The sequence below is a fragment of the Xanthomonas sp. NCPPB 2933 genome, assembly GCF_056725225.1.
This window is the reverse complement of the sequence record NZ_CM161518.1, coordinates 714,284-737,219: the sequence shown is the minus strand read 5'-3', so window position 1 is coordinate 737,219 and position 22,936 is coordinate 714,284. Positions and strand designations below refer to the sequence as shown.

Genomic DNA, 22,936 nt, shown 5'->3' with positions numbered 1-22,936 from the left:
GTGCGCGCACTGCCTCTGCGACGACGGCGAAGCTGGCCGCACGACGCAAGGCCTCAAACAACCAGCCGCCTACTTTGCCTTCGACACCGCCGGCAACAGCCCCGGCTGCGCGTCGTACCACTCGCGTGCGCCAGCCAGATGCCATTGGCGTTGCTTGCCATCGAGTTCGATCCCGGCGCCCAGCACGCCCCAGCGCAGATACAGATCGCCGCGCCGCTGCTCCTCGTTCAAGGCCAAGCGCGCACGCAGCGACAGGCGCGCGTTCTCCGCATGCAGGTCGTCGATCAGCACCTGCTGCTTGCGCCAACGCACCCGGCCGGTGGCATCTAGCTCGCCCGAATCCAGCAAGCCCAAAACCCAACGCGGGTAATCGGCGCGTTGCGCAAACACCGACAGCAGCGGCGCAACATCGCGCATGCGAATCGCCGCATCGGCATCCACCTGGAACGGCGCACTGGCCTGGATGGTGCCGGCGCCGACCTGCATCTCGCCCCACCAGTTGGCATCCGTGCTGTCGTCGCCTACGCGCATATTGCGCAAGCGCACGCGCGTGCCGCTGAGGTCGAAGAACTTGTTCTTGAAATCGGCGCGCTGCAGCTGCGCCTGCAACTCGGCATCGACGCGCATCTGCACGCCGGCCAGTGCAAGGTGTGCGCCCTGCCCGCGCAGATTCGCGTGACCGCTGCCGACCTCGCCGGAGGCGTTGAGCGCCACATCGCCGGTCAAGCTGCCACTACCGCCGAGCAGGCGCACGTTGTTGCCCGGTAGATAGCGGTTGTAGACGGTGAGATCGGGCACGCGCGCATCGCTGAAACGCAGCTGTGCCTTGAGCGTGTCGCGCAGGCGCGCCAGTTCGGCGTCGCCATGCATGGCCAGTTGCAGATCGCGGCCGTCCAGCAGGATCTGTTTGGGCGCATCGCGCGGCGTGGCCTTGAACGTGGGAATGCTGACCTCCAGATGCGCCTGCGGCGTGGCGGCATCGTCGATGCGTCCGTGTGCGGTGGCGACACCGGCCAGGCGTGTATCGAACACCTGCGCCACGGCTTCCACACGTGGAATTTCCAGGCTGCTGCCACTAGCGAGCCGGCCTTGCGCCAGACGCAGATCGGCCTCGACCAGGCCACCGCCTTCGAGCTGGAACCACGGCTTGCGCACGAACAATTCGGCAATCCAGTTCAGGGATTCGAACTTCCAATGCCCACGTACCTGCCCGGACAATCGCGGCAACACCTGCGCCGGATCCTGGAAAGGAATGCTGCGGCCGGCGAGGCGCAGGTCGGCATGCAGCTCGCTGCCGGTCTTTTCATCGCGCGGCAGCCGCGCCTGCACGCGGATATCGCGCGCCACATCCAGTTGCAACGCCAGCATGCCGCGATCGGTCGCGCCAACGCCCGCCAGTAACGGCAGCCGCCAGACCGCATGGCTGCCAGGCTGCAATGCGCCGCGATCCAGCGTGATGTCTGCCTCCACCCGCGCCGCCGAGGGTCCGCTGCGGATGTCCACATGCGGCGCGCCGGTGTCGATCTTCAACGCCACCGTGCTGGCCTTCAGCTGCAGGCGCGCGTGGGTGATGCCGAGCTTGCGCAGGCCCGGTGCCTCATCGCGGTAATGGCGTGGAAACTGGAATTGCGTGTCCAGCTGCGCGCCATTGAACACCTGCACCCCGTCATAGCTGACCACCGCATCGGTAAAGCTCGCCTCGGAGGCAAACAGCTCCGACGGCCCGCCTTTGAGCTGCTTGAGAAAGCCGACGGTGGCGTGGCCTTGCCCGGCAATCAGCAACTTGCCCAGACGCGCACTGCGGATGCTGTTGCTGGTGATCGCATCGAAGCGCAGCGTCCAGCCCTGATCGCCACGTGGCGGCGGCGGAATGGGTGTGTCGGAGGTTTCGACTTCCGCGCTCAGGCCGGTGGCATGCAGCCACGGCAAGCGCACCTCGCGCCGGAACAGCGGCAGCAAGGCGACGCGCGCGTTGGCGCGATCGGCATGCAACACGTACACGGTGCGGTTGGCCTGCCCGCGCATGCGCACGTTCCAGGCCATCACATGTCCCGGAAACACGGTCAGTGCCGGGCCGGTCTGCATGGTGAATTTATGCGGTTGCCGATTGGTGACGGCATCGAACAGCGGCGTATTGAGAAACAGGTTGCCGGCGAGCAGATACAGCGCATACAGCGCCACCAGCACGACCACTGCAATGCGCCACGGCCGGGGCCAGCGCTGGAAGCGATCGCGAAGTGTGGGCATGGGCGCAGGCAGTGATGAGTCTGCCGTCACTATCGCGGTTGCGCTGGCGGCGAGGCGTGAACATGCGCATGGCCGGTGTCGCGCTCGCTCATTCCACCAAGGTCGCGCCCCGATCGAGGTGTGCAGCGGCGATAATTGCGCTTCTCCCGTTTCCGCTGTGCTGCCCATGTCCGACGAACGCATCCTGCACGCGCCGCTGCGCGAACGCCTGGTTTCTGCCGAGGCCGCTGCCGCCTTGATCCAGCCCGGCGAGACCGTAGCGATGAGCGGCTTCACCGGCTCCGGCTACCCCAAGGCGGTGCCGATGGCGCTGGCACAGCGCATCGAAGCAGCACATCTGCAGGGCCAACCGTTCCAGATCAAGTTGATGACCGGCGCCTCCACCGCACCGGAACTCGATGGCGCGCTGGCGAAGGCCGAGGGCATCGCCATGCGCATGCCGTTCCAGTCCGACCCGGACGCGCGCCAACGCATCAACGCCGGCACCCTGGACTACATCGACATCCATCTCAGCCACGTCGCCCAGCACGTGTGGTTCGGTTTCTACGGGCAGATCGACACCGCGGTGGTGGAAGTCTCGGCGATCCGCGCCGATGGCAGCCTGGTGCCGTCGACCTCGATCGGCAACAACAAAACCTGGCTGGACCTGGCCAAGAAAGTGATCATCGAGGTCAACGATTGGCAGCCCGCAGGTCTGGACGGCATGCACGACGTCTATTACGGCACCGCGCTGCCGCCGCATCGCAAACCGATCCCGCTGCTGCATGGCGACGACCGCATCGGCGAGCCCAGCCTGCGCTGCGATCCGGACAAGATCGTGGCGGTGGTGCGCACGCATGGCCCGGACCGCAATAGCCCGTTCGCCGCTGCCGATGCAAGCAGCGAACGCATCGCCGAACACCTGATCGAGTTCCTGCGCCATGAAGTGAGCAAGGGCCGCCTGCCGGCCAGCCTGCTGCCGCTGCAATCGGGCGTGGGCAATATTCCCAATGCGGTGCTGGCGGGGCTGGCACGCAGCGGCTTTCGTGATCTGGAAGCGTTCACCGAAGTGATCCAGGACGGCATGCTCGCGCTGCTACGCGATGGCGTGCTGCGCTACGCCTCGTGCACCGGTTTTGCACTCAGCCCGGAAGGCAACGAGGAGTTCAAGCGCAATATCGATTTCTATCGGCAACGCATCGTCATGCGCACGCAGGAGATCTCCAACCATCCGGAACTGGTGCGCCGGCTGGGATGCATCGGCATGAACGGCATGATCGAGGCCGACCTGTACGGCAACGTCAATTCCACCCATGTGATGGGCAGCCGCATCATGAACGGCATCGGTGGCTCCGGTGATTTTGCGCGCAATGGATTCCTGTCCATTTTTTTGAGCCCCAGCATCGCCAAGGCCGGCAGCATCTCGTCAATTGTGCCGATGGTCAGCCATGTCGATCACACCGAACACGACGTCTCGGTGATCGTCACCGAACAAGGCCTGGCCGATCTGCGCGGACTCACGCCCAAGCAACGCGCGCGCCAGTTGCTCGATCACTGCGTGCACCCGCGTTATCGCGATGCACTGGAAGATTATGTAGCGCGCGCCAATCGCGACAGCTACGGCAAGCACACTCCGCATCTGTTGACCGAAGCGCTGTCGTGGCATCAACGCTGGTTGGAGACAGGCGACATGCTGGAGTGATCACGCGCATTGCAGCTGCCCGATCATGCCGCGCTCTGTGCACCTGATCGTCGTGCCGGGCAGAGTGCGCAGCATTTGGCGGATGCACGTCGGGTCGCAGCGGGACACCGATCGCGCCGCCCGCAGGCACGCGTGTTTGGGCGGAATAGCGGTTTAGCGATAGCGCCATGCTCAACACGTCCGATGGCAGCGCCTTATCGCGCGACTGCACACTTGCACCGGCCGCTATGCGCTTATGCGATGACGAGCGTGCCAAATGTTTCCTTGCAGGTAATGCGCGCTCGAACGCTCGGTGCCGCGCGTCATGCGAAATGGCCGCCGTTAACGCAACTCAAACTTCATTGCTGCCGCCGACATGCGGCGACATCGCATCGTCACGGATAACGTTCCTGCCCGCTCGCATTCGGCGGCAGGACGGCTCTCTCCCCTCCTGCCGCTGGGCGCGACGGGTCATCACTGGGTGGTGTCCAATCCGTCGGGCCGGCTCCCTGCGCCAGCCCGACGTTCTTGTTTTAAAACCACCATCGATTAACGCTATAGCGCTCATTGCCAGGCCGCTTGATACGTTTTTTCAGCCGCTCATGGCAACTAGTTCCACTTGGCCTCTCCGAGAGGAAAGTCTGATTCGTTCGCAAGGGACAGGCGAATGAGCACCGCTCGGTTGACGATCGCTTACTAGCCTGCGCCATCGCGGTAGTAATCGAGATTGACTAATCGCACTGCCGCTGCAGGCAGCCTGAACTCATGTACCTGTCGAGCCAATTTTCTTCCTTGTAGTCGGGGGAGAAGGCAGGCAATACTCAACTCTGTACCGCTCGAGTACCACTATCGGAAACAATCTTGAACCTGCAGTCGTTCATGGCGAAGGCTCCCACGGGTTGACGATGGTCACTCCCGTCGGTTTGAAATCGGCCGCATTGCGCGTGACCACTGCCATGCCGTGTACTAGTGCAGTCGCTGCGATAAGCGCGTCGCGCTCGCCGCGTTTGTCTGGTACATGCAACCGGGCGCAGCGTTGCGCCACAGCGGTATCTATAGGCAATGTTCGCCCGGAGAATTCGGGTAATACATGCTGCTCAAGCCAGGAGCGCAATATGGCCCCCTGGGGGGCGTCCTTCCGTTCAATCGACAGAACGCCAAGCTCAAGCTCCATGATGGTGATGACTGACACGAAGAGGTCGGCGGCATCAACACGTTCCGCCCACGCCGCCACATTCGCATCGACCTTGCCGAGGCTTACTTTACGCAGCTCCGACAACACGTTGGTATCGAGCACGTACATCATTCCAGCTCTGCCGGCCGGGCTCCAATCGTCACGCGTGGTGGATCGAACTCGATCTCCGCGACGCGCGGCATCGCCAGCGCATCGGCAATGTTGCGCCGCTGCTTCGTCAGCCGCTGATAGTCCTCGAAGCTCAACAGTACGTGCGCAGGCTTGCCGCGATCCGTGATGAACACCGGACCGGCCTTCGTGGCCTTCTTTGCTCGCGTCACGTCCTGGTTCAGCTCGCGACTGGATAGGGTTGTGATGGTCATAGCATGGCTCCGAAATCATCCCAATGTAGTAACGTTACTACAAAAACCTATGAAGACAGCAACCGCGCAAGACACCGACATCCTAATAATTGACGTTCGTCACAGGACTGGAGGAAGGCGTGAGCATCGTCGCGCCATTCCACCTCGTTGAAAATCAACAACGAGAAAGTAGCAGGTGCCGTCCTGGAGCAGCTGATACAAAGAGAGCAGCCCTCACGACTAGCCCTGCCACTGAGGGAGGTCAGGACGATAGACCCCGGCTTGTGCCCGGGGGATTTCGTAGTATTAGAGTCTGGTCTCGCTATAAGTGACTAGCTTACCCCCGAGGGAACAGGGGCTTTGACCCCTTTTCCCGTCGGGAGAAGGTGGCGCGTAGCGCCGGATGAGGGTACGGGCGAAGCCTCATGGCATCTCATTCCAAGTATGGCTTCACCCCGTACCCTCACCCCAACCCCTCTCCCGGCGGGAGAGGGGCTCTGGGCAATCACGCAGCTTCGGCAACGCGCCTCGCACGACGTGCACGCACCGCCGTCGCCAAGCGCTCCAGCACCTGCACCGAAGCGTCCCAATCCAGGCAGCCGTCAGTGATGCTCTGGCCGTAAGTCAGTGCGCAGCCCGGCACCAGTTCCTGACGTCCGCCAACCAGATGACTCTCCACCATGACGCCGACGATGCGTGTCTCGCCACCTTCCAGCTGCCTGGCGATGTCGTCGATGACCTTGGGCTGGTTTTCGGGATTCTTGCCGCTGTTGGCGTGGCTGGCGTCGATCATCAGGCGCGCCGGCAAGCCGGATTTAGTGAGCACCTGGCTGGCCGCTTCCACATTGGCCGCGTCGAAGTTGGGCTGCTTGCCGCCGCGCAGGATCACGTGGCAATCCGGATTACCGGCCGTCGCTGCCACCGCAGTGTGGCCATCCTTGGTCACGGCCAGGAAATGGTGCGGATGCGAGGCCGCTCCCACCGCGTCCACCGCAATCTTGACGTCGCCACCGGTACCGTTCTTGAAGCCCACCGGGCACGACAAGCCGGAGGCCATTTCGCGATGCACCTGGCTTTCGGTGGTGCGCGCGCCGATCGCGCCCCAGGCCACCAGGTCGGCGATGTACTGCGGCGAGATGATGTCGAGGAATTCAACGCCAGCCGGCAGGCCGAGGTTGTTGATGTCGCGCAGCAGGCCGCGCGCCACGCGCAGACCCTTGTTGATCTGGAAGCTGCCATCCAGGTCCGGGTCGTTGATCAGACCCTTCCAGCCGATGGTGGTGCGCGGCTTTTCGAAGTACACCCGCATCACGATCTCCAGCGCGTCGCCAAACTGCTCGCGCAGCGGGCGCAGGCGGTGCGCGTAGTCCATCGCCGCAACCGGGTCATGGATCGAGCAGGGCCCGATCACCACTGCCAGGCGGTCGTCGCGGCCATGCAGAATCTCGTGCAGGGCAGCGCGCGAGTTGGTCACGGTCTCGGAGGCGCGGTCGTCGCAAGGCAGCAGCGACAGCAGCTGCGAAGGCGGTGCAAGGGCTTCGATCTTGCGGATACGCAGGTCATCGGTCACAGGCGGCATAACAGTGTCTCGGTGGGCGGTGTTGCATCAGGGAGCCAGGCGAGGCGGCAACAAAAAAGCCGCCAGTGTGCGCTGGCGGCTTTTCGGGAATGCTGCTGAAGATTTCTTCAGGATGAGCGCAATCCGTCCTCCGCCAGCGGCATCGGAAAACCGTAGTACCAAAAATAAAACTGGCTGCGGGGTGCGTTCATGGGATGCATTGATACCACGCACATTTCGCCGTTGCCACTGTTTCATCGGCAACGGAACGTTGCAGCGATGTCATCGGGCAGGTGCATGCCGGCTGCTGTTAGACCCGCGCTGACCGTATCCGCGCAAATGTAACGCCCCCCAAAGGCTTCATGGACCTGACGACATTGCCGCGATTTGCATAGTCCTAAGATGCATGCGATCGGGTTCGACTCGAACGCTCAGCATGCCGAACAAGCGGCTGATTCGGTTGCGCTCGATGCAGCTGGACACGCTTTTCGCAAGCCTCGACTTCGATCTCGACCGGGCCAATCTGATGTCGAAGCATCACTGCGGACAGAGACGTTTAAACCAGCCCGGCCCTTGTATTTCCGCAAGCGCTCTCTATGCCGTGCACCCTGCGAGTATCGTTTCATGACTCAGCGCTCAGGCGCCTTAAAAATCGCGTAAATTTCATATAAATCAGCCACATGAGAATCATCCCTGGGCAAAAAATCGTTTCATATATCGTTTCAGCAAGCATGTCTGCATGTATCGCACCCACCTCCACACTGCACCACACGCCACGGCGCTAATCCGTGACGTGCGATGCGGCCGCCAAGTTCAATCAAAACGTAAACACATATTCCGCCGCCACTTCGCGGCCGATCGGGTTGAACAAGGTGGTGTTGTAGAAGCCGTAGCCGTAGAAGCGCTCCTTGTTTTCATAGCCTACTTCGTTGAACACGTTGTTGACGTAGACGTTGACCTTGGCATGGTCGGTGATCTTGTAACCAGTGCTGAGGTTCCAGTAGATCGCCGGGCCCACGCGGCCGAAGTAACGCTTGCTGGTCTCGCCTAGATGCACGTTGGCGGTATCGGTGACCACGCACTCATCGGCGGCACTGGGCTGGTAGCCGTCTTCGAAGCGTGCGCAGGTGCCCCAGTTGACCGCACGCATGGAGCCGAGCCGGCGGAAGTACACCGTCCAGTCCCAGGCGCCGCCGTTGTCCCAATGCACGCTGCCGCGCACGCGGCTACGTACGCGTTCGTCGCGGCGGTTTTCGTCGCTGTCGGTGCGGTAGATCTGTTCGCGATAGGCGATCAGCGTGTTGTAGTCCAGCGACAACTGAAAGTTGCCCCAACCGGCGGTGGCAAGGCGGTATTTCAGCGAGGCATCAATGCCGGAGGTTTCCATCTGCGCCAGATTGATCGGGCCGCGCTCGATGCTGGCGATGGTGCCGTCGGCATTGCGCACCACCCGCGAGCTGATGGTGTCGCAATAGCCGGCGCCGCCCGGGTTGTTCCAGGCGCCGCCGCTGATGGTGGTGCCGGTGCGGCAGCCGGCTTCGGCCGAGAGGATCTCGTCGCGGTCCAGATCCTTGATCATTTCCTCCAGTTCGATGCGGTAGTAATCCACGCTCAACGACAGACCTTGCGCGATGTCCCACACCACCCCGCCGGTAAACGAGCGGCCGGTTTCCGAGCGTAGATCCGGGGTGCCGCGGCGATTTACATCCACGGTGTAGAAGATGTTGCTGTTCTCGTCATTGCAGCCGCCGGTGAGAGACGCGCCCGAGGAAATACAGCGGTATTGATCGATCACGGTCTGGTTGGTGGAGCTGGGTTCGCCGAGCACGTAATGCATGTCCGGCGCGCGAAAGCTGGTGGCCAGCGTGCTGCGCAACAACAGGCTCTCGACCGGGCGCCATTCCAGACCTGCACTCCAGGTGGTGTCGCTCTGCGTGCCGACATCGGTGGGGATGGCGGCCGAAGACCGGTAATTGCCATAGCGGTCGTAGCGACCGGCCACATTCGCGCTCAGCGTGGACAGCAACGGGATCTGGAATTCCAGGCCGGCCGAGCTGCGCAGGCGCTCGCCGCCCCCACTGTCCACCACATCGACCGGATAGCACTCATTGGCGCACGGATCCGGCGACAGCTGGTAGCCCTGCTTGGCCACTTCGGCCACGGTGGCAAAGCGGATAGGCCCGGCCCAGCCCTGCACCACGTCGCCGCTCAAACTGAAACTGGCTTGATTCACCCACGAATAGGCCGAGTTATGCGATTTGGCGACCAGGTCGTCGTACTCGCTCGACGACAGTGGCGCATATAGCCGTGCTTCGTTGATGGCATAGATGGACGTGCCATCGGCGGCGGTGCCGGTGGGGCTGCCGAGAAAATAATCGGTCGCGCGCGCGGTATCCACCGTGCGCACATATTCGTCCACCGTGTAACGCGAGCGACCGACGCTCAGCTCCCAATCGAAGCGGTCTGCCCAGACCCCGCGCAGGCCGGCACTGAGGTCCCAGGACTGCTCCTTGTTGTAGTTGGCTAGCCGGTCCCAACCACCGGCTTCGCGGCGGGTGAGCTGGCGGATTGCATACAGCGAGCGGCCGGTGGCGGCGTCCTGGAACGGGCCCAGATACGCGTATGGCGGGTCGTAGGTCCAGCGACCGATGCTGCGGTTGGCCGACAGCGTGGCCCAGGCTTCGGTGTGCTCGCCGAACTTCCACGTGCCGTAGAGATACGCCGAATAATCCTCGCTGCCGGTGACCAGACCCCAATCGCCGTAATCGCGCGCCACGCCGCAATAGTTGCCGGCATTGGTGAGCGCGCCGGTGTTCTGGTCGTAGCTCAGCCGCTGCGCATCGACGAACTCGCCGCCAAAGCGCGCGCAGGTGCCGGCAGGTGGCGCCAGGCGCTCGTTGGTGTTGGCATCGACCAGGCTTAAACCGGTGAACGGGTTGAAGCCGTAGAGGCGATTCTGGCCGGTCCAGTTGGAATAGGACATGTCGTCGGAATCGTCCATTTCAGGCCGATCGCGCCCACTCAACGGATCGCGCCGGGTGGCCTGCAGCGCGTAGGTCAGGCTCCAGTTTTCGCCGGTGCGCCCACCCGCCCAGGACACGTCGAAACTATCGCGCCCACCTTCGGTCGCCGTGCCTCCGCGCAGCCGCACCTGATCGCCCTGGTAGTCGCGCTTGAGGATCACGTTGACCACGCCGGCCACCGCGTCCGAGCCGTAGATTGCCGAGGCGCCGCCGGTCAAAATCTCAATGCGCTCCACTGCGGCGGAGGGAATATTGCTGTAGTTGGAAAAGTTGCTCTCGCCGCCATACGGCAGCGGGTAATCGGCCACGCGGTGCCCGTTGACCAGCAGCAAAGTGCGGCCCGGCCCCAGGTCGCGCAGATTGATCGGCGAGGCGTTGGGCGTGTGCGAGCCCCATTGCGTATCGGCTTCCACCGAGCCCTGCTGGTTCATGCTGTTGAGCACGTCGTAGACGGTGGCGAAGCCTTCCTGCTGGATCTGTTGCGCGGAGATGGTGACCACCGGCTGCGCGCCTTCGACCTGCGCGCGCTTGATGCGCGAGCCGGTGACGCTGACTGCGTCCAGGGTGGAGGTAGCGCGTGGTTGATCGGGCTCGGTTTGCTGGGCAGTGGCCGATTGCGCGGCGGTAGACAGGGCAAGCGACAAGGAAATCGACAAGGCAAGGCGATGACTGCGGCAGTTCATAAGATCCCCGGGAGAGGCCGGCATGGCCGGCGTGGCGTTCCACTGCAACGACGCCTGCGAGCGATGCACCGCATCGCCGCCCCCTGTCCGATGGCCCCCCGACCGTTCGGCGCAAGCGCCTGCCCAGCGACGCTAGGGCTGTGATGACATCGGTGTCAACACTCTGTCATGCAAGTGTGATCCAGATCGCGATCCTTGCCACCGCGTCACGGACGTTACGCTTGCGCCCGCAAATCGAACGCGCCGATCGGCAGCGGCACTTACGCCAGATAACGCTTGAACCACGCGATGGTGCGATCCCAGGCCAGGGTCGCGGCCGCCTTGTCGTAACGCGGCGTGGAGTCGTTGTGGAAACCATGATTGGTTCCCGGATACACATACGCCTGATAGACCTTGTGCTGCGCCTTGAGCGCGGCCTCGTACGCCGGCCAGCCGGCATTGACGCGCTCGTCCTCTGCGGCGTAATGCAGCAGCAGTGGCGCGCGGATGCGGGCGACCTCGGCATCGGTGGGCTGACGGCCATAGAACGGCACCGCCGCCGCCAGCTCGGGATACGCCACCGCCGCCGCATTGGCCACACCGCCGCCATAGCAGAAGCCGGTAATGCCGACCTTGCCGGTGGTGCGCTCGCGGCTCATCAAAAACTCCACCGCGGCGAAGAAGTCGTTCATCAGCTTGGTCGGGTCGACCTGCGCTTGCAGCGCGCGGCCCTTTTCGTCGTTGCCGGGATACCCGCCGACCGAACTCAGGCCATCCGGTGCCAGCGCGACGAAACCGGCTTTGGCCACGCGCCGCGCGACGTCTTCGATATACGGATTGAGACCGCGGTTTTCGTGCGCCACCACCACGCCCGGCACCGCGCCGGTGACCTTGGCCGGCCGCACCAGATAACCGCGCACCTGGCCATGGCCATTGGGCGAGGGATAGGTGATGTACTCGGCCACGATGTCCGGGTCGGTGAACTCCACTTGCGTGGCGAGCGCGTAGTTGGGGCTCAGCGATTCCAGGATCGCCGCCGCACTTAACCCGGCCACCGCGAACGCCGCAGCGCGGTCGAGAAAATCGCGCCGGCTGAGTTTGCCGTGCACATAGCCGTCGTACAGCGCGAGCAGATCGGGGTGGAAATCCTGAGCGGTCAAACGGCGCATCGGCGTTCTCCTGAGGAATGGCTGGACTGCGTGCGCAAGTGCGCGCACATACGCAGCGCAGAAAGCGGCATCAGTTTTACGACACAACACCGCATCCAGCCGAGCATGCCGATGCGTCTGCAGCGGCGCAAGCAAGCCTCGTTCGTACCCGGAAGACCACCACGGCACGCCCAACGCGATCGGCTAGCCCTCACCGGCGCAAGCGGACTTCTACAACAGCGCGTGCAGCCCATGTCGTGATTTCAGCGACGCATCGACCTCCCCCACATGTCGACGCCCACAAAAAAACCCCGCCTTTCGGCGGGGTCCTTTTTTGATGCAACAACCGATGGGGCTGGATCAGAAATCCATACCGCCCATGCCGCCCATGCCGCCACCGCCGCCGGGCATTGCCGGCTCGTCCTTCTTCGGGGCATCGGCCACCATGGCTTCGGTGGTGATCATCAGGCCGGCGATCGAAGCTGCGTTCTGCAGCGCCGAACGGGTGACCTTGGTCGGGTCCAGGATGCCGAACTCGACCATGTCGCCGAACTCGCCGTTGGCCGCGTTGTAACCGTAGTTGCCGGTGCCTTCCTTGACCTTGTTCAGGATCACGGACGGCTCTTCGCCGGCATTGGCCACGATTTCGCGCAGCGGGGCTTCCATGGCGCGCAGGGCGATCTGGATGCCGTGGGTCTGGTCTTCGTTGGCACCGGTCAGGTTACCGACCGCCACCAGCGCACGCACCAGGGCCACACCGCCGCCCGGGACCACGCCTTCTTCGACGGCTGCACGGGTGGCGTGCAGGGCGTCTTCGACGCGGGCCTTCTTTTCCTTCATTTCGATTTCGGTCGAAGCGCCGACCTTGATCACTGCAACGCCGCCGGCCAGCTTGGCCACGCGTTCCTGCAGCTTCTCGCGGTCGTAATCGGACGAGGTGTCTTCGATCTGGGTCTTGATCTGGCCAACGCGGGCTTCGATCGTGGCCGAGTCGCCGGCGCCGTCGATGATGGTGGTGTTCTCCTTGGAGACCTGCACCTTCTTCGCACGGCCCAGGTCCTTGATGGTGGCCTTCTCCAGCGCCAGACCCACTTCCTCGGAGATCACGGTGCCGCCGGTCAGCACGGCCATGTCTTCCAGCATCGCCTTGCGACGGTCGCCGAAGCCCGGTGCCTTGACGGCCACGACCTTGACGATGCCACGGATGGTGTTGACCACCAGGGTCGCCAGCGCTTCGCCTTCGACTTCTTCAGCCACGATCAGCAGCGGCTTGCCGGCCTTGGCCACGCCTTCCAGCACGGGCAGCAGGTCGCGCACGTTGGAGATCTTCTTGTCGTGCAGCAGGATGAACGGGTCGTCCAGATCGGCCGACTGGCTCTGCTGGTTGTTGATGAAGTACGGGGAGAGGTAGCCGCGATCGAACTGCATGCCCTCGACCACGTCCAGCTCGTTTTCCAGGCCCGAGCCTTCTTCAACGGTGATCACGCCTTCCTTGCCGACCTTCTGCATCGCTTCGGCAATGATGTTGCCGATCGATTCGTCCGAGTTGGCCGAGATGGTGCCGACCTGGGCAATCGCCTTGTCGTCGGTGGTGGGCTTGGAGATGTTCTTCAGCTCGATGACGGCGGCCTTGACGGCCTGGTCGATACCGCGCTTGAGGTCCATCGGGTTCATGCCGGCGGCCACAGCCTTGGCGCCTTCGCGGATCAGGGCCTGGGCCAGCACGGTGGCGGTGGTGGTGCCGTCGCCGGCGTTGTCGTTGGTGCGCGACGCAACTTCCTTCACCATCTGCGCGCCCATGTTCTCGAACTTGTCAGCCAGTTCGATTTCCTTGGCGACGGAGACGCCGTCCTTGGTGATGGTCGGCGCGCCGAAGCTCTTTTCGAGCACGACGTTGCGGCCCTTCGGGCCCAGGGTTGCCTTGACGGCATTGGCGAGAACGTTGACGCCACGGACCATACGGGTACGTGCGTCTTCACCGAAACGAATGTCTTTAGCAGCCATTTGTTGTAACTCCGGAATTTGGGATTAGGGATTGGGGATTGGCTAGAGCGGGGTTCGGGGGAGATGCGGGATCAGCTGCGCCAAGCGCAGTGGCCAATCCCGAATCCCCACTCCCGAATCCCGCGGGCAACGGCTATCAGCCGATGACCGCCAGGATGTCGTCTTCGCGCAGCACCTTGTACTCGATGCCCTCGGCCTTGTAGCTGCTGCCGGCGTACTGGCCGTAGATGACCTTGTCGCCGACCTTGACCACCGGCGCGCGCAGGCTGCCGTTGTCCAGGGGCTTGCCGGCGCCAATGGCGACGACTTCACCCTTGGTGGACTTTTCCTTGGCCGAATCCGGAATCACGATCCCGCCGGCGGAAACTTCGTCGGCTTCGATCGGCTTGACTACAACGCGGTCGTGAAGCGGCTTGATGCTCATAGAGAAAGACCCTCTTAAGTGATTGATTGGTCTGGAAATTATCGGCGATGTTAGCACTCGTATGTGACGACTGCCAGCACAGCGCGCGGAAAAAACCCGACAGAGCGGGTGCGGGCCAAAGATTGTGCTGCGCGGGCGGCTTTCAAGGGCTAGGGGCAAAAAAATTTCGACAAGCGCTTCCCCGCGAGGGACCAAGAGCGGCCGACAAAACGTAGCGAGCGGTTGTCAGGTGGGCGCGGACGGCGCGGAGGAACCGCAGTGTACGAGTGGTACATGAGGAGTCCGAGCACCGGCCGCGCCCGCCTGGCAGACGCGCAGTAGTTTTGTCGGTCGCTCTAGAATTGGAACCAGGTTCCACCGATTGTCATGCACACGTTTTACAGTCGGCAACGCATTCCCCGATCACAAGGAGCTGTCGATGAGGTTGCCGTCCCGTGCTGTGTCCCTGAGCTGCGTGCTTCCCCTGGCCTGTGCGTTCGCACTGGCCATCCCCACCGCCCACGCCGCGGTGTTCATCAACGAACTGCACTACGACGACGCGGGCGCCTCCGGCGACAGCGGCGAAGCCGTGGAAGTGGTGGCCACCGCCGGCGAATCGCTGAGCGGCTACCGCATCTATCTGTACAACGGCAGCGCGCCGAGCGCGGCCACGGTCTATGCCAACACGGCGGTGCCGGCCGGCAGTCTGGTCAGCTGCGGCAGCCAGGTGCGCGTGGCCACGGTCAGCTATGCCAGCAACGGCGTGCAGAACGGGCCCAACGACGGTGTGGCGCTGGTGGACCCGAGCGGTCAGCTGGTGCAGTTCCTCAGTTACGAAGGCGCCATCACCGGCAGCGGGGGCCCGGCCGCCGGCGTCACCAGCCAGAACCTGCCGGTCAGCGAGAGCAACAGCAGCGCGGTCGGCAGTTCGCTGCAACTCACCGGCACCGGCAGCAGCGCGGCGAATTTCAGCTGGGCCGGCTCGTCGGCGCAGACGTTTGGCGCGTGCAATCGCGGCCAGACCTTCAACAGCAGCGGCGGTGGCGGCGAAACCGGCGCTGCGCCTTCGATCACCAGCACCACCCCGACCCAGGGCGCCACCAACTTCCCGGCGGCCGGCGATCTGAGCGTGGGCTTCAGCGAGGCGGTGACGCTGAGCAGCGGCGCCTTCGCGCTGAGCTGCGCCAGCTCCGGCACGGTGGCGCTGAGCTACCCGACCAGCGGTACCCGCTTCAGCCTGTCCACCAACACGGCGTTGGTCGGCGGCGAGCGCTGCACCCTGGCGATCACCGCCAGCGCCATCCGCGACGCCAGCGGGCTGAGCCCGGCCGCCAACCAGTCCATCGCCTTCACCGTGGCCACGGCCAGCGGCGGCGGCACCGGCTACTACTCGCGGGTGAACACCGCCAATGCCAGCCAGCTGCGTTGCTCGCTGCACACCGTGATCAAGGGCCACACGGTCTATCCGTACAGCGGCTCGGGCACCAGCACCTGGACCATTCTGGAAATGGCCGACGAAGATCCCAACAACAGCGGCCGGATCCTGGACGCCTACCGCAACCGCAGCTATGCCAAGGGCAGTGACCGCGCCGGCACCGGCAGCGGGCTGACCTACAACCGCGAGCACACCTGGCCCAACTCGCTGGGCTTCGGCAGCGCCAGCGGCGACAAGGGCCTGCCGTATGCGCCCTACACCGACACCCACATGCTGTATCTGACCGACACCGGCTTCAACGCCGACCGCGGCAACAAGCCCTACGCCACCTGCACCAGCAGCTGCGGCGAGCGGGTGACCGAGGTCAACGACGGCAGTGGCGGCGGCAGCGGGCGCTATCCGGGCAATTCCAACTGGGTGCGCACGCCCGACGGCAACGGTGGCACCTTCGAAGTGTGGGGCAAGCGCAAGGGCGACATGGCACGCGCGGTGATGTACATGGCGATCCGCTACGAGGGCGGCCTTGATGCGGCCACCGGGCAGTCCGAGCCGGACCTGGAGCTCACCGACGACCGCAGCAAGATCGTGCAGACCTCTGCCTCCCCGGCCTACATGGGGCTGTTGTCCACGCTGCTGGCCTGGCACCAGGCCGACCCGCCGGACGATGCCGAGCGCGCGCGCAACCAGGTGGTTTTCAGCTTCCAGGGCAATCGCAACCCGTTCGTGGATCACCCCGAATGGGCGACATCGAGCCTGTTCACCTCGGCCAAGCCGGCCAGCTGCCAACTGGCCAATTGATCCATCCCGGCCCGGCGCCCAGTGCGTCGGGCCGGTGATGTGGTTCACCGGCCAATCGGCTTTGGATGCAGCTCGAATGCCGGCCTGGCGACATTATCCTGGCCAACGTTCCATTCGCGCCCTGGACCACCGCAGCGGTGGCGCTCCCGCGCAGCCGGTCATCGCACCGAACCTTGCCGGTCATCAGCGCCCGACTGCCAATACGCGGCCCGCATCGATTGCCGGAAGCTGTATTCCGCGAAGTCAACGCCGCGTTCCGGAACGTGCGGTCGATCCCGCGTAAGCGAAGGATTACACTGCGCAGCTACGTGAGCGCCTCTTCCCTCCATGTGTTGTTCAGTACCTGCCCGGATGCCGACAGCGCCGATCGCATTGCGCACGCGCTGCTCAACGAACGCCTGGCCGCCTGCGTCACGCAGGTGCCCGGCGTGCAGTCGCTGTACCGCTGGAATGGGACGATCGAGCGCAGTCAGGAAGTGCAGCTGTTGATCAAAACCTGGGAAGACCGCCTGCCCGACGCCATTGCGCGGCTGCAGGCACTGCATCCGTATGAACTGCCGGAGGCGGTTGCGGTCCAAGCCAGCGCCGGGCTGCCGGCATATCTCGATTGGGTCCGGGCCGAAACCCGCAAGGAATCCTGACGTCCATGAAGTCTCTGTCCCGCTGGATCGCCCGCTGCGCATTGCTGGCCGTACCGTTGTTCGCAGCCCCGCTGGCGCTGCTGGCGCCATTGCCCGCGCAGGCCGCCGTCACCGAGGCCGACCTGCTGCCGGTGGATCAGGCATTCACGCTGAGCGCCACGGCCGATAGCCGCGACAGCATCGCACTGAGCTGGAAGATCGCGCCGGGCTATTACCTGTATCGCCACCGCATCAGCGTCAAAGCCGGGCAAGGCTTTGCCGCCGGTGAACTGGCGCTGCCGGAAGGGCAGAGCAAGCACGACGAGTTCTTCGGCCAGGTGCAGACCTACCGCAAGCAGCTGCAGGCCAAGCTGGCCGGCAAGGCCGAGCCTGCGCTGCAGACCGCGGTGTTGCAGGTGCAGTACCAGGGCTGCGCCGATGCCGGCGTGTGCTACCCGCCGCAGCGTCGCGAACTGCGCGTGAGCCTGCCCGAGGCCTCGACGGCATCGGCATCGCCCGCCGCCGCTGCGCCTGCCGCACAGCGCGAAAACCTGGGGTCGCTGGTGCCGCGCGCGCCGGCTGCCGCCCCGCGCCTGTTCGGCAGCCCCGGCCAGGCAGCCGGCGTGGACGCACTGCCACTGCCGGCCGAGCAGGCCTTCACCTTCGAAGCCATCGTCGGCGACGGCAACAGCCTGTTGCTGCGCTTCACCCCGGCGGCTGGCTATTACATCTACCGCGACCGCACCTCGCTGGCACTGGAAGGCGCCGGCGGCGTGCGGACCGGGCTGCCGCGCTGGCCGCAGGGCAAGGCGCATCGCGACGAGCATTTCGGCGATGTGGTGGTGTATTTCGACCAGGCCGAAGTCACCCTGCCGCTGCTGCGCGACCACGCAGATCCGGCAAAGGTGACCCTGGTGGCGACCTTCCAGGGCTGCCAGACCGACGGCATCTGCTATCCGCCGATGACCCGCCGCGTCGCGCTGGAGTTGCCGCCCGGCACTGTGTCGCCGCAAAACCAGGCGCAGACCGCACCGCTGATGATCTCGCCGCTGGCCGCCGGGCAGACGCCCAGCGAACCGGCACCTGCCGCAAGGCCCGACGCCAGCACAGCCCCGGCTGCCGACGCCTCGGCCGGCAACCCGCAACGCACCCAGCCGCCGCATACCGAAAAAGGCCTGCTGGCCATGCTGGTGCTGGCCCTGCTCGGCGGGTTGATCTTGAACCTGATGCCGTGCGTGCTGCCGATCCTGTCGCTGAAGGTGCTGGGGCTGGCGCACAGCGGCGAGAGCCGCAGCCACGCGCGCAGCCATGCCATCTGGTACTCGCTGGGCGTGCTGGTGTCGTTTGCGGCGATCGGCGGGCTGGTGATCGGCCTGCGCGCGGCCGGGCAAGCGGCCGGTTGGGGCTTCCAGCTGCAGCAGCCGTGGTTTGTCGCCGCACTGGCGTATCTGATGTTTGCGGTGGGCCTGAGCCTGTCGGGCGTGTTTACGCTGGGCAGCAATCTGGGCGGCATCGGCCAGTCGCTGGCATCGCGCAATGGCCCGCTGGGCGACTTCTTCACCGGCGTGCTGGCCTGCGTGGTCGCCAGCCCCTGCATCGCCCCGTTCATGGGCACCGCCCTGGCGTATGCGTTCACCGCACCGGCGCTGCTGGCGATGCTGGTGTTTCTGGCGCTGGGCCTAGGCCTGGCGTTGCCGTTCCTGCTGATCGGCTTCATTCCCTCGCTGGCGCGGCGCCTGCCCACGCCCGGTGCGTGGATGGAAACGCTCAAGCAGGTGCTGGCGTTCCCGATGTATCTCACCGCGATCTGGTTGTTGTGGGTGCTGGGCAAGCAGCGCGGTGTGGATGCGCTGGCGCTGATGCTGGTCGGCGCCACATTGCTTGCGCTGGGCCTGTTCTGCTTCGAGCGCAGCCGCTGGAAGAGCCATCGCATCGGCATGGGGTTGGCCGCAGTGATGCTGGTGCTGGCGATCGTGCCGGTGGTGGCAGTCACCCGCCTCAGCTTGCCGGCGGCCACCGCCGCCGAAGGCGTGGTGACGTTCTCGCCGCAGTTGCTCGACCGCCTGCGCGCCGACAACCGCGTAGTGTTCGTCAACATGACCGCCGACTGGTGCGTGACCTGCAAGGCCAACGAAAAGAACGTGCTGAGCAGCGCCGAGTTCCGCGATGCACTGCGCCGGGTCGATGCGGTCTACATGAAGGGCGACTGGACCAACGTCGACCCCAAGATCAGCGCCTTTCTCGACCAGCACCAGGCGGTCGGTGTGCCGTTGTACGTGGTCTACGGGCCCGGTACACCACCGGCGGTATTGCCGACCGTGCTGACCAATGCGATCACCGAGGATGCGTTGTTGCGCGCTGCGCGGTGAGGTATCGCCACGCGCTGTGTGAGCGCTGCGTTTGGTGTGGAGTGCTTGTGCGCGCTGCCGCATGACGTGATATGCGCAAGTCGATAAGAGGCTGCGCAAGCGCACAGACCAACGCGTCTGGCACGCAGGTGTGCTGGATGCCTTCGCACTCACACACGCACACTCTCTGCCAGCCTTGATCGCTGCGCGGCCGCACGCAATCTGCGGCCGCACAGCGATTGCGGTGTCGACTCAGCGGCCCGCGTAATACGCCGGTTGCGCGATATCGGCCAGTAACCCCAGACCGCTCGGCTGCCACCCCAACTGCTGCCGCGTTGCGTCGCTGGAGGCGGGCACATCTTCGCTGGCGAAGCCTGCGAACCAGCCAAAATGCGCGGCATCGCGCGACTCTACCGGCAAGCCCAGCTTGTGCCCGATCGCTTCGGCGATCTCGCGAAATTGCACCCCGCTGTCGGCAACGGCATGGTAAGCGGCCTGACGCGTCGCACTTTCCAACGCCAGCCGGTACAGCCGGGCCGCGTCGGCAACATGCACCGCCGGCCAGCGATTGGCGCCTTCTCCGATGTAGGCCGATACGCCCTTCTCGCGCGCCAGGTCGATCAGCATCGGCACAAAGCCATGGGTTTCGCCAACGCCGTGGACCGAGGACGGCAACCGAATGGTGGCCGCACGCACGCCACGCTCACCGAGCAAACGTGTGGCCTCTTCCGAACGGCGCGGATAGGACGGATCCGACGCAGGCAGATCGGCTTCGCTGGCGACCCGACCGAACGCACGTAACGCCGACAAGGTGGAGGTCACCAGCAGCGGCATGTCGCTGCCTTGCAAGGCGTCGCCCAGCGTGTCGATCACCAGGCGATCCTGCGCGGCATTTTCGGTATAGCGGGAAAAATCGTGATTGAAGGCCAGATGGATCACGCCATCGGCAGCGCGGGCGGCCGCGCGCAGGCTGTCCAGATCGTCCAGCGTTGCGTGCAACACGTCGGCGCCTTTCGCCTTCAACGTCTGCGCTTTTTCGGGCGACCGCGACAGACCGAGCACGCGATGCCCGTGCTGCAGCAACTCATCAACCACCGCTGTGCCGACCCAACCGGTGGCACCTGTGACGAATACATGCATGTGGATCCACCAATTCATGAGGAACCGAAATGCTATCTACGCCAGAGATACCCTTACAGTCGTGAGATTATCCCGGTATAGCCAATAACAGGATCGGACCATGGCCGACGCCACTCTCAGTAGCTACCTGCGCGAGCGGCGCGAACGCCTGGACCCTGCCGCGCTGGGCTATCCCGGCGGCCGGCGGCGCACCCCCGGCCTGCGCCGGGAAGAAGTGGCGCAGCGCGCCAACATCAGCGCCACCTGGTACAGCTGGCTGGAACAGGGCCGCGGCGGCGCGCCCTCGGCAGGCGTGTTGAACCGCATCGCCAAGGCCTTGCTGCTCACCGATGCCGAACGCGAGCACTTGTTTCTGCTCGGGCTGGGGCGCCTGCCCGACGTGCGCTATCACCCGCCCGCCGGCGTCACCCCACGGCTGCAACGCGTGCTCGATGCGATGGAAACCAGCCCGGCTTTCATCCGCACGGTGAGCTGGGACGTGGTCGCCTGGAACGCGGCGGCCGCAGCGGTGCTCACCGACTACGCAACGTTGCCGCCCAGCGAACGCAATGTGTTGCGGCTGATGTTCCTGAGCCCCGCATCGCGGGTGATGAATCTGGATTGGGAAGGCGTGGCCAGATCGCTGGTCACCGTGTTCCGCGCCGATGCAGCGCGCGCAGGCGCCAACGCCGCCATCGCCCCGCTGGTGGAAGAGTTGCGCAGCCGCAGCGAAGACTTCGCCCGCTTGTGGGAAGCCGGTGAGGTCAACGACCCCAGCGATGGCATCAAGCATCTGCGCCACCCGATCCTTGGCGAGATGGAGATGGAGTATTCCTCCTTTGCAGTGGAGGGCCGCACCGATCTGATCCTGCTGGTATGCAATCCCATCCACCAGGCCGACGCCGGCAGCATCCGCGCGTTGACCAGCGGAGCTGCGGCGCGCGGCTGAGCACCGAGACAACATGCAGCCCAGTTGCCGCTCAGGAGCTGAGGTGAGACACACTCCGCGCGCACAACGTCGCTGATCTCCCTGCCCGCTGCTGCCAGCCCACACGGTGCGCGGCAAACTAAACAAGCCAACGACGATTGAGCAGACGGCCGCATGGCAGTCGACGGGCAACGTTCAAGTGCCCACCCCGAAAATGCCACCACATAAGGCTCCGCGTGCGCGCTCCAGGGCAGATGAGCCGGAAATTTCAATCATTCGTTTAAAACAAGCCTAACTTCGCCTATCTGGACAGCATCGGCCACATCGCGCAGACTTCCGACCTTTCCGCTCTCCCGGATGTCATGGCCCACCTGCTGCTGTTGCATGGCCCCAACCTCAACCTGCTCGGCACCCGCGAGCCGGAGGTCTACGGGCGCACCACACTGGCGCAGATCGATGCGGCCCTGGTGGACCGCGCGCAAGCAGCCGGGCATACGTTGGCCTGCCTGCAGTCCAACGCCGAGCACGTGCTGGTGGAGCGCATCCACGCCGCGCGCGAAGACAGCACCGCCTACATCCTGATCAACCCGGCCGCCTTCACCCACACCTCGGTGGCGCTGCGCGATGCGCTGCTGGGCGTGGGCTTGCCGTTCGTGGAAATCCATCTGTCCAATCCGCATGCGCGCGAGCCATTCCGGCACCACAGCTATCTCAGCGACAAGGCCGACGGCGTCATCAGCGGCTTCGGCGCCGACAGTTACCGGCTGGCACTGGAAGCGGTGATCGCGCGGCTGGAGCGCGACGCATGACACCCGCATTGCCGGCGCCCGCGTCGACACGCTGACCCCATTCCGCCGGCAACCGCCGGCACTCCCCACCGATTCACCTCATGAGGCCCGTATGGATCTCCGCAAAATCAAGAAACTGATCGACCTGCTCGAAGAATCCAATCTCGCCGAAATCGAGATCAAGGAAGGCGAAGAAAGCGTGCGTCTGGCGCGCGTGCCCAAGGGCACGACCGTGGTCAGCGCGCCGGTGCAGCAGTACGCACCCGCTCCGCTCGCGCAGGCCCCGGCCGCAGCCGCAATGCCGATGCAGTCGCCCACCGAAGCCTCCACCGGCGGTGCCAAGCAGGGCCCCGCCTTGCCGGAAGGCCACGTGCTGCGCGCGCCGATGGTTGGCACGTTCTACATCTCGCCGGCCCCGGACAAGCCGGCCTTCGTCACCGTCGGCCAGCAGGTCAAGGCCGGCGAAACGCTGGCGATCATCGAGGCGATGAAGATGTTCAACCCGATCGAAGCCGACGTCTCCGGCACCATCGTGGCCATCCTCGGCGAGACCGGTCAGCCAGTGGAATTCGATCAGCCGTTGTTTGTGATCGGCTGAACGGCGGGGATTGGAGAGTCGTGATTCGGGATTCGCAAGAGCGACCGCATGAGCGCCTGAT

Annotated in this window: 17 protein-coding genes and 1 other RNA gene; 7 read left to right on the top strand and 11 right to left on the bottom strand. The window is 64.6% G+C overall.

Annotated features, from left to right (window positions below; genetic code table 11):
• Window positions 1-69 precede the first annotated feature (69 nt).
• Window positions 70-2,247, bottom strand: a complete 2,178-nt coding sequence (locus AC1PLU_RS03170) for a translocation/assembly module TamB domain-containing protein (protein WP_481107680.1) — start codon at window positions 2,245-2,247, stop codon at window positions 70-72.
• Between the two features lie 166 nt (window positions 2,248-2,413).
• On the opposite strand from AC1PLU_RS03170, the gene AC1PLU_RS03165 reads away from it, so the two are divergent.
• The gene (locus AC1PLU_RS03165) at window positions 2,414-3,928 is read left to right on the top strand and encodes an acetyl-CoA hydrolase/transferase family protein (RefSeq protein ID WP_481107679.1); all 1,515 of its coding nucleotides are present in this window, start codon (window positions 2,414-2,416) and stop codon (window positions 3,926-3,928) included.
• Between the two features lie 856 nt (window positions 3,929-4,784).
• Here AC1PLU_RS03165 and AC1PLU_RS03160 read toward each other — a convergent pair.
• The 9 genes from AC1PLU_RS03160 to AC1PLU_RS03120 form a co-directional block, all read right to left on the bottom strand.
• The gene (locus tag AC1PLU_RS03160; protein WP_481108451.1) at window positions 4,785-5,210 is read right to left on the bottom strand and encodes a PIN domain-containing protein; all 426 of its coding nucleotides are present in this window, start codon (window positions 5,208-5,210) and stop codon (window positions 4,785-4,787) included.
• Window positions 5,210-5,464 carry a type II toxin-antitoxin system Phd/YefM family antitoxin gene (locus AC1PLU_RS03155; protein ID WP_481093992.1) on the bottom strand — a complete coding sequence of 85 codons (255 nt, stop codon included), beginning with the start codon at window positions 5,462-5,464 and terminating at the stop codon, window positions 5,210-5,212. The genes AC1PLU_RS03160 and AC1PLU_RS03155 overlap by 1 nt, the downstream gene beginning before the upstream one ends.
• 484 nt (window positions 5,465-5,948) lie before the next feature.
• A complete protein-coding gene (locus AC1PLU_RS03150) occupies window positions 5,949-7,022 on the bottom strand; it encodes a 3-deoxy-7-phosphoheptulonate synthase (protein WP_115037502.1) in 1,074 nt (357 codons plus the stop codon).
• Window positions 7,023-7,049: 27 nt separating this feature from the next.
• Window positions 7,050-7,259, bottom strand: a complete 210-nt coding sequence (locus AC1PLU_RS03145; RefSeq protein WP_481093993.1) for a hypothetical protein — start codon at window positions 7,257-7,259, stop codon at window positions 7,050-7,052.
• Between the two features lie 559 nt (window positions 7,260-7,818).
• Entirely contained in the window at window positions 7,819-10,707 is a 2,889-nt protein-coding gene (locus AC1PLU_RS03140) for a TonB-dependent receptor plug domain-containing protein (RefSeq protein WP_481107678.1), read from the bottom strand.
• A gap of 260 nt (window positions 10,708-10,967) precedes the next feature.
• Window positions 10,968-11,855, bottom strand: a complete 888-nt coding sequence (gene yghX / locus AC1PLU_RS03135; protein WP_481107677.1) for a YghX family hydrolase — start codon at window positions 11,853-11,855, stop codon at window positions 10,968-10,970.
• 339 nt (window positions 11,856-12,194) lie between these two features.
• On the bottom strand, window positions 12,195-13,838 hold the full coding sequence (gene groL / locus AC1PLU_RS03130) for a chaperonin GroEL (protein WP_023902681.1): 1,644 nt from the start codon (window positions 13,836-13,838) through the stop codon (window positions 12,195-12,197).
• A gap of 136 nt (window positions 13,839-13,974) precedes the next feature.
• The gene (locus tag AC1PLU_RS03125) at window positions 13,975-14,262 is read right to left on the bottom strand and encodes a co-chaperone GroES (RefSeq protein WP_006451546.1); all 288 of its coding nucleotides are present in this window, start codon (window positions 14,260-14,262) and stop codon (window positions 13,975-13,977) included.
• 199 nt (window positions 14,263-14,461) lie between these two features.
• Window positions 14,462-14,537: non-coding RNA, sX9 sRNA (locus AC1PLU_RS03120), on the bottom strand.
• Between the two features lie 143 nt (window positions 14,538-14,680).
• Here AC1PLU_RS03120 and AC1PLU_RS03115 point away from each other — a divergent pair.
• The 3 genes from AC1PLU_RS03115 to AC1PLU_RS03105 all read left to right on the top strand — a co-directional run bounded on the left by AC1PLU_RS03115 (window position 14,681) and on the right by AC1PLU_RS03105 (window position 19,463).
• On the top strand, window positions 14,681-16,474 hold the full coding sequence (locus tag AC1PLU_RS03115; protein WP_481107676.1) for an endonuclease: 1,794 nt from the start codon (window positions 14,681-14,683) through the stop codon (window positions 16,472-16,474).
• Between the two features lie 308 nt (window positions 16,475-16,782).
• On the top strand, window positions 16,783-17,115 hold the full coding sequence (gene cutA / locus AC1PLU_RS03110; RefSeq protein WP_168958067.1) for a divalent-cation tolerance protein CutA: 333 nt from the start codon (window positions 16,783-16,785) through the stop codon (window positions 17,113-17,115).
• 5 nt (window positions 17,116-17,120) lie between these two features.
• Window positions 17,121-19,463: a protein-disulfide reductase DsbD family protein gene (locus tag AC1PLU_RS03105; RefSeq protein WP_481107675.1), complete on the top strand. Its 2,343-nt coding sequence runs from the start codon at window positions 17,121-17,123 to the stop codon at window positions 19,461-19,463.
• Between the two features lie 231 nt (window positions 19,464-19,694).
• Here AC1PLU_RS03105 and AC1PLU_RS03100 read toward each other — a convergent pair whose 3' ends face one another.
• Window positions 19,695-20,582: an SDR family oxidoreductase gene (locus AC1PLU_RS03100; RefSeq protein ID WP_481107674.1), complete on the bottom strand. Its 888-nt coding sequence runs from the start codon at window positions 20,580-20,582 to the stop codon at window positions 19,695-19,697.
• Between the two features lie 100 nt (window positions 20,583-20,682).
• Between AC1PLU_RS03100 and AC1PLU_RS03095 the strand changes: the two genes are divergently transcribed.
• The 3 genes from AC1PLU_RS03095 (at window position 20,683) to accB (ending at window position 22,875) form a co-directional block, all read left to right on the top strand.
• Entirely contained in the window at window positions 20,683-21,510 is an 828-nt protein-coding gene (locus tag AC1PLU_RS03095; RefSeq protein ID WP_006451541.1) for a helix-turn-helix transcriptional regulator, read from the top strand.
• Window positions 21,511-21,851: 341 nt separating this feature from the next.
• Window positions 21,852-22,298, top strand: a complete 447-nt coding sequence (gene aroQ / locus AC1PLU_RS03090) for a type II 3-dehydroquinate dehydratase (RefSeq protein ID WP_176340855.1) — start codon at window positions 21,852-21,854, stop codon at window positions 22,296-22,298.
• A gap of 91 nt (window positions 22,299-22,389) precedes the next feature.
• Window positions 22,390-22,875, top strand: coding sequence for an acetyl-CoA carboxylase biotin carboxyl carrier protein (gene accB / locus AC1PLU_RS03085; protein WP_006451539.1), 486 nt, complete (start codon window positions 22,390-22,392; stop codon window positions 22,873-22,875).
• Window positions 22,876-22,936: the final 61 nt, after the last annotated feature.

What these genes read in the sequence shown, in the direction of transcription:
- AC1PLU_RS03170 (WP_481107680.1), bottom strand. Translation starts at nt 2,247, where the DNA reads ATGCCCACACTTCGCGATCGCTTCCAGCGCTGGCCCCGGCCGTGGCGC.
- AC1PLU_RS03165 (WP_481107679.1), top strand. Translation starts at nt 2,414, where the DNA reads ATGTCCGACGAACGCATCCTGCACGCGCCGCTGCGCGAACGCCTGGTT.
- AC1PLU_RS03160 (WP_481108451.1), bottom strand. Translation starts at nt 5,210, where the DNA reads ATGTACGTGCTCGATACCAACGTGTTGTCGGAGCTGCGTAAAGTAAGC.
- AC1PLU_RS03155 (WP_481093992.1), bottom strand. Translation starts at nt 5,464, where the DNA reads ATGACCATCACAACCCTATCCAGTCGCGAGCTGAACCAGGACGTGACG.
- AC1PLU_RS03150 (WP_115037502.1), bottom strand. Translation starts at nt 7,022, where the DNA reads ATGCCGCCTGTGACCGATGACCTGCGTATCCGCAAGATCGAAGCCCTT.
- AC1PLU_RS03145 (WP_481093993.1), bottom strand. Translation starts at nt 7,259, where the DNA reads ATGAAACAGTGGCAACGGCGAAATGTGCGTGGTATCAATGCATCCCAT.
- AC1PLU_RS03140 (WP_481107678.1), bottom strand. Translation starts at nt 10,707, where the DNA reads ATGAACTGCCGCAGTCATCGCCTTGCCTTGTCGATTTCCTTGTCGCTT.
- yghX (WP_481107677.1), bottom strand. Translation starts at nt 11,855, where the DNA reads ATGCGCCGTTTGACCGCTCAGGATTTCCACCCCGATCTGCTCGCGCTG.
- groL (WP_023902681.1), bottom strand. Translation starts at nt 13,838, where the DNA reads ATGGCTGCTAAAGACATTCGTTTCGGTGAAGACGCACGTACCCGTATG.
- AC1PLU_RS03125 (WP_006451546.1), bottom strand. Translation starts at nt 14,262, where the DNA reads ATGAGCATCAAGCCGCTTCACGACCGCGTTGTAGTCAAGCCGATCGAA.
- AC1PLU_RS03115 (WP_481107676.1), top strand. Translation starts at nt 14,681, where the DNA reads ATGAGGTTGCCGTCCCGTGCTGTGTCCCTGAGCTGCGTGCTTCCCCTG.
- AC1PLU_RS03105 (WP_481107675.1), top strand. Translation starts at nt 17,121, where the DNA reads ATGAAGTCTCTGTCCCGCTGGATCGCCCGCTGCGCATTGCTGGCCGTA.
- AC1PLU_RS03100 (WP_481107674.1), bottom strand. Translation starts at nt 20,582, where the DNA reads ATGCATGTATTCGTCACAGGTGCCACCGGTTGGGTCGGCACAGCGGTG.
- AC1PLU_RS03095 (WP_006451541.1), top strand. Translation starts at nt 20,683, where the DNA reads ATGGCCGACGCCACTCTCAGTAGCTACCTGCGCGAGCGGCGCGAACGC.
- aroQ (WP_176340855.1), top strand. Translation starts at nt 21,852, where the DNA reads ATGGCCCACCTGCTGCTGTTGCATGGCCCCAACCTCAACCTGCTCGGC.
- accB (WP_006451539.1), top strand. Translation starts at nt 22,390, where the DNA reads ATGGATCTCCGCAAAATCAAGAAACTGATCGACCTGCTCGAAGAATCC.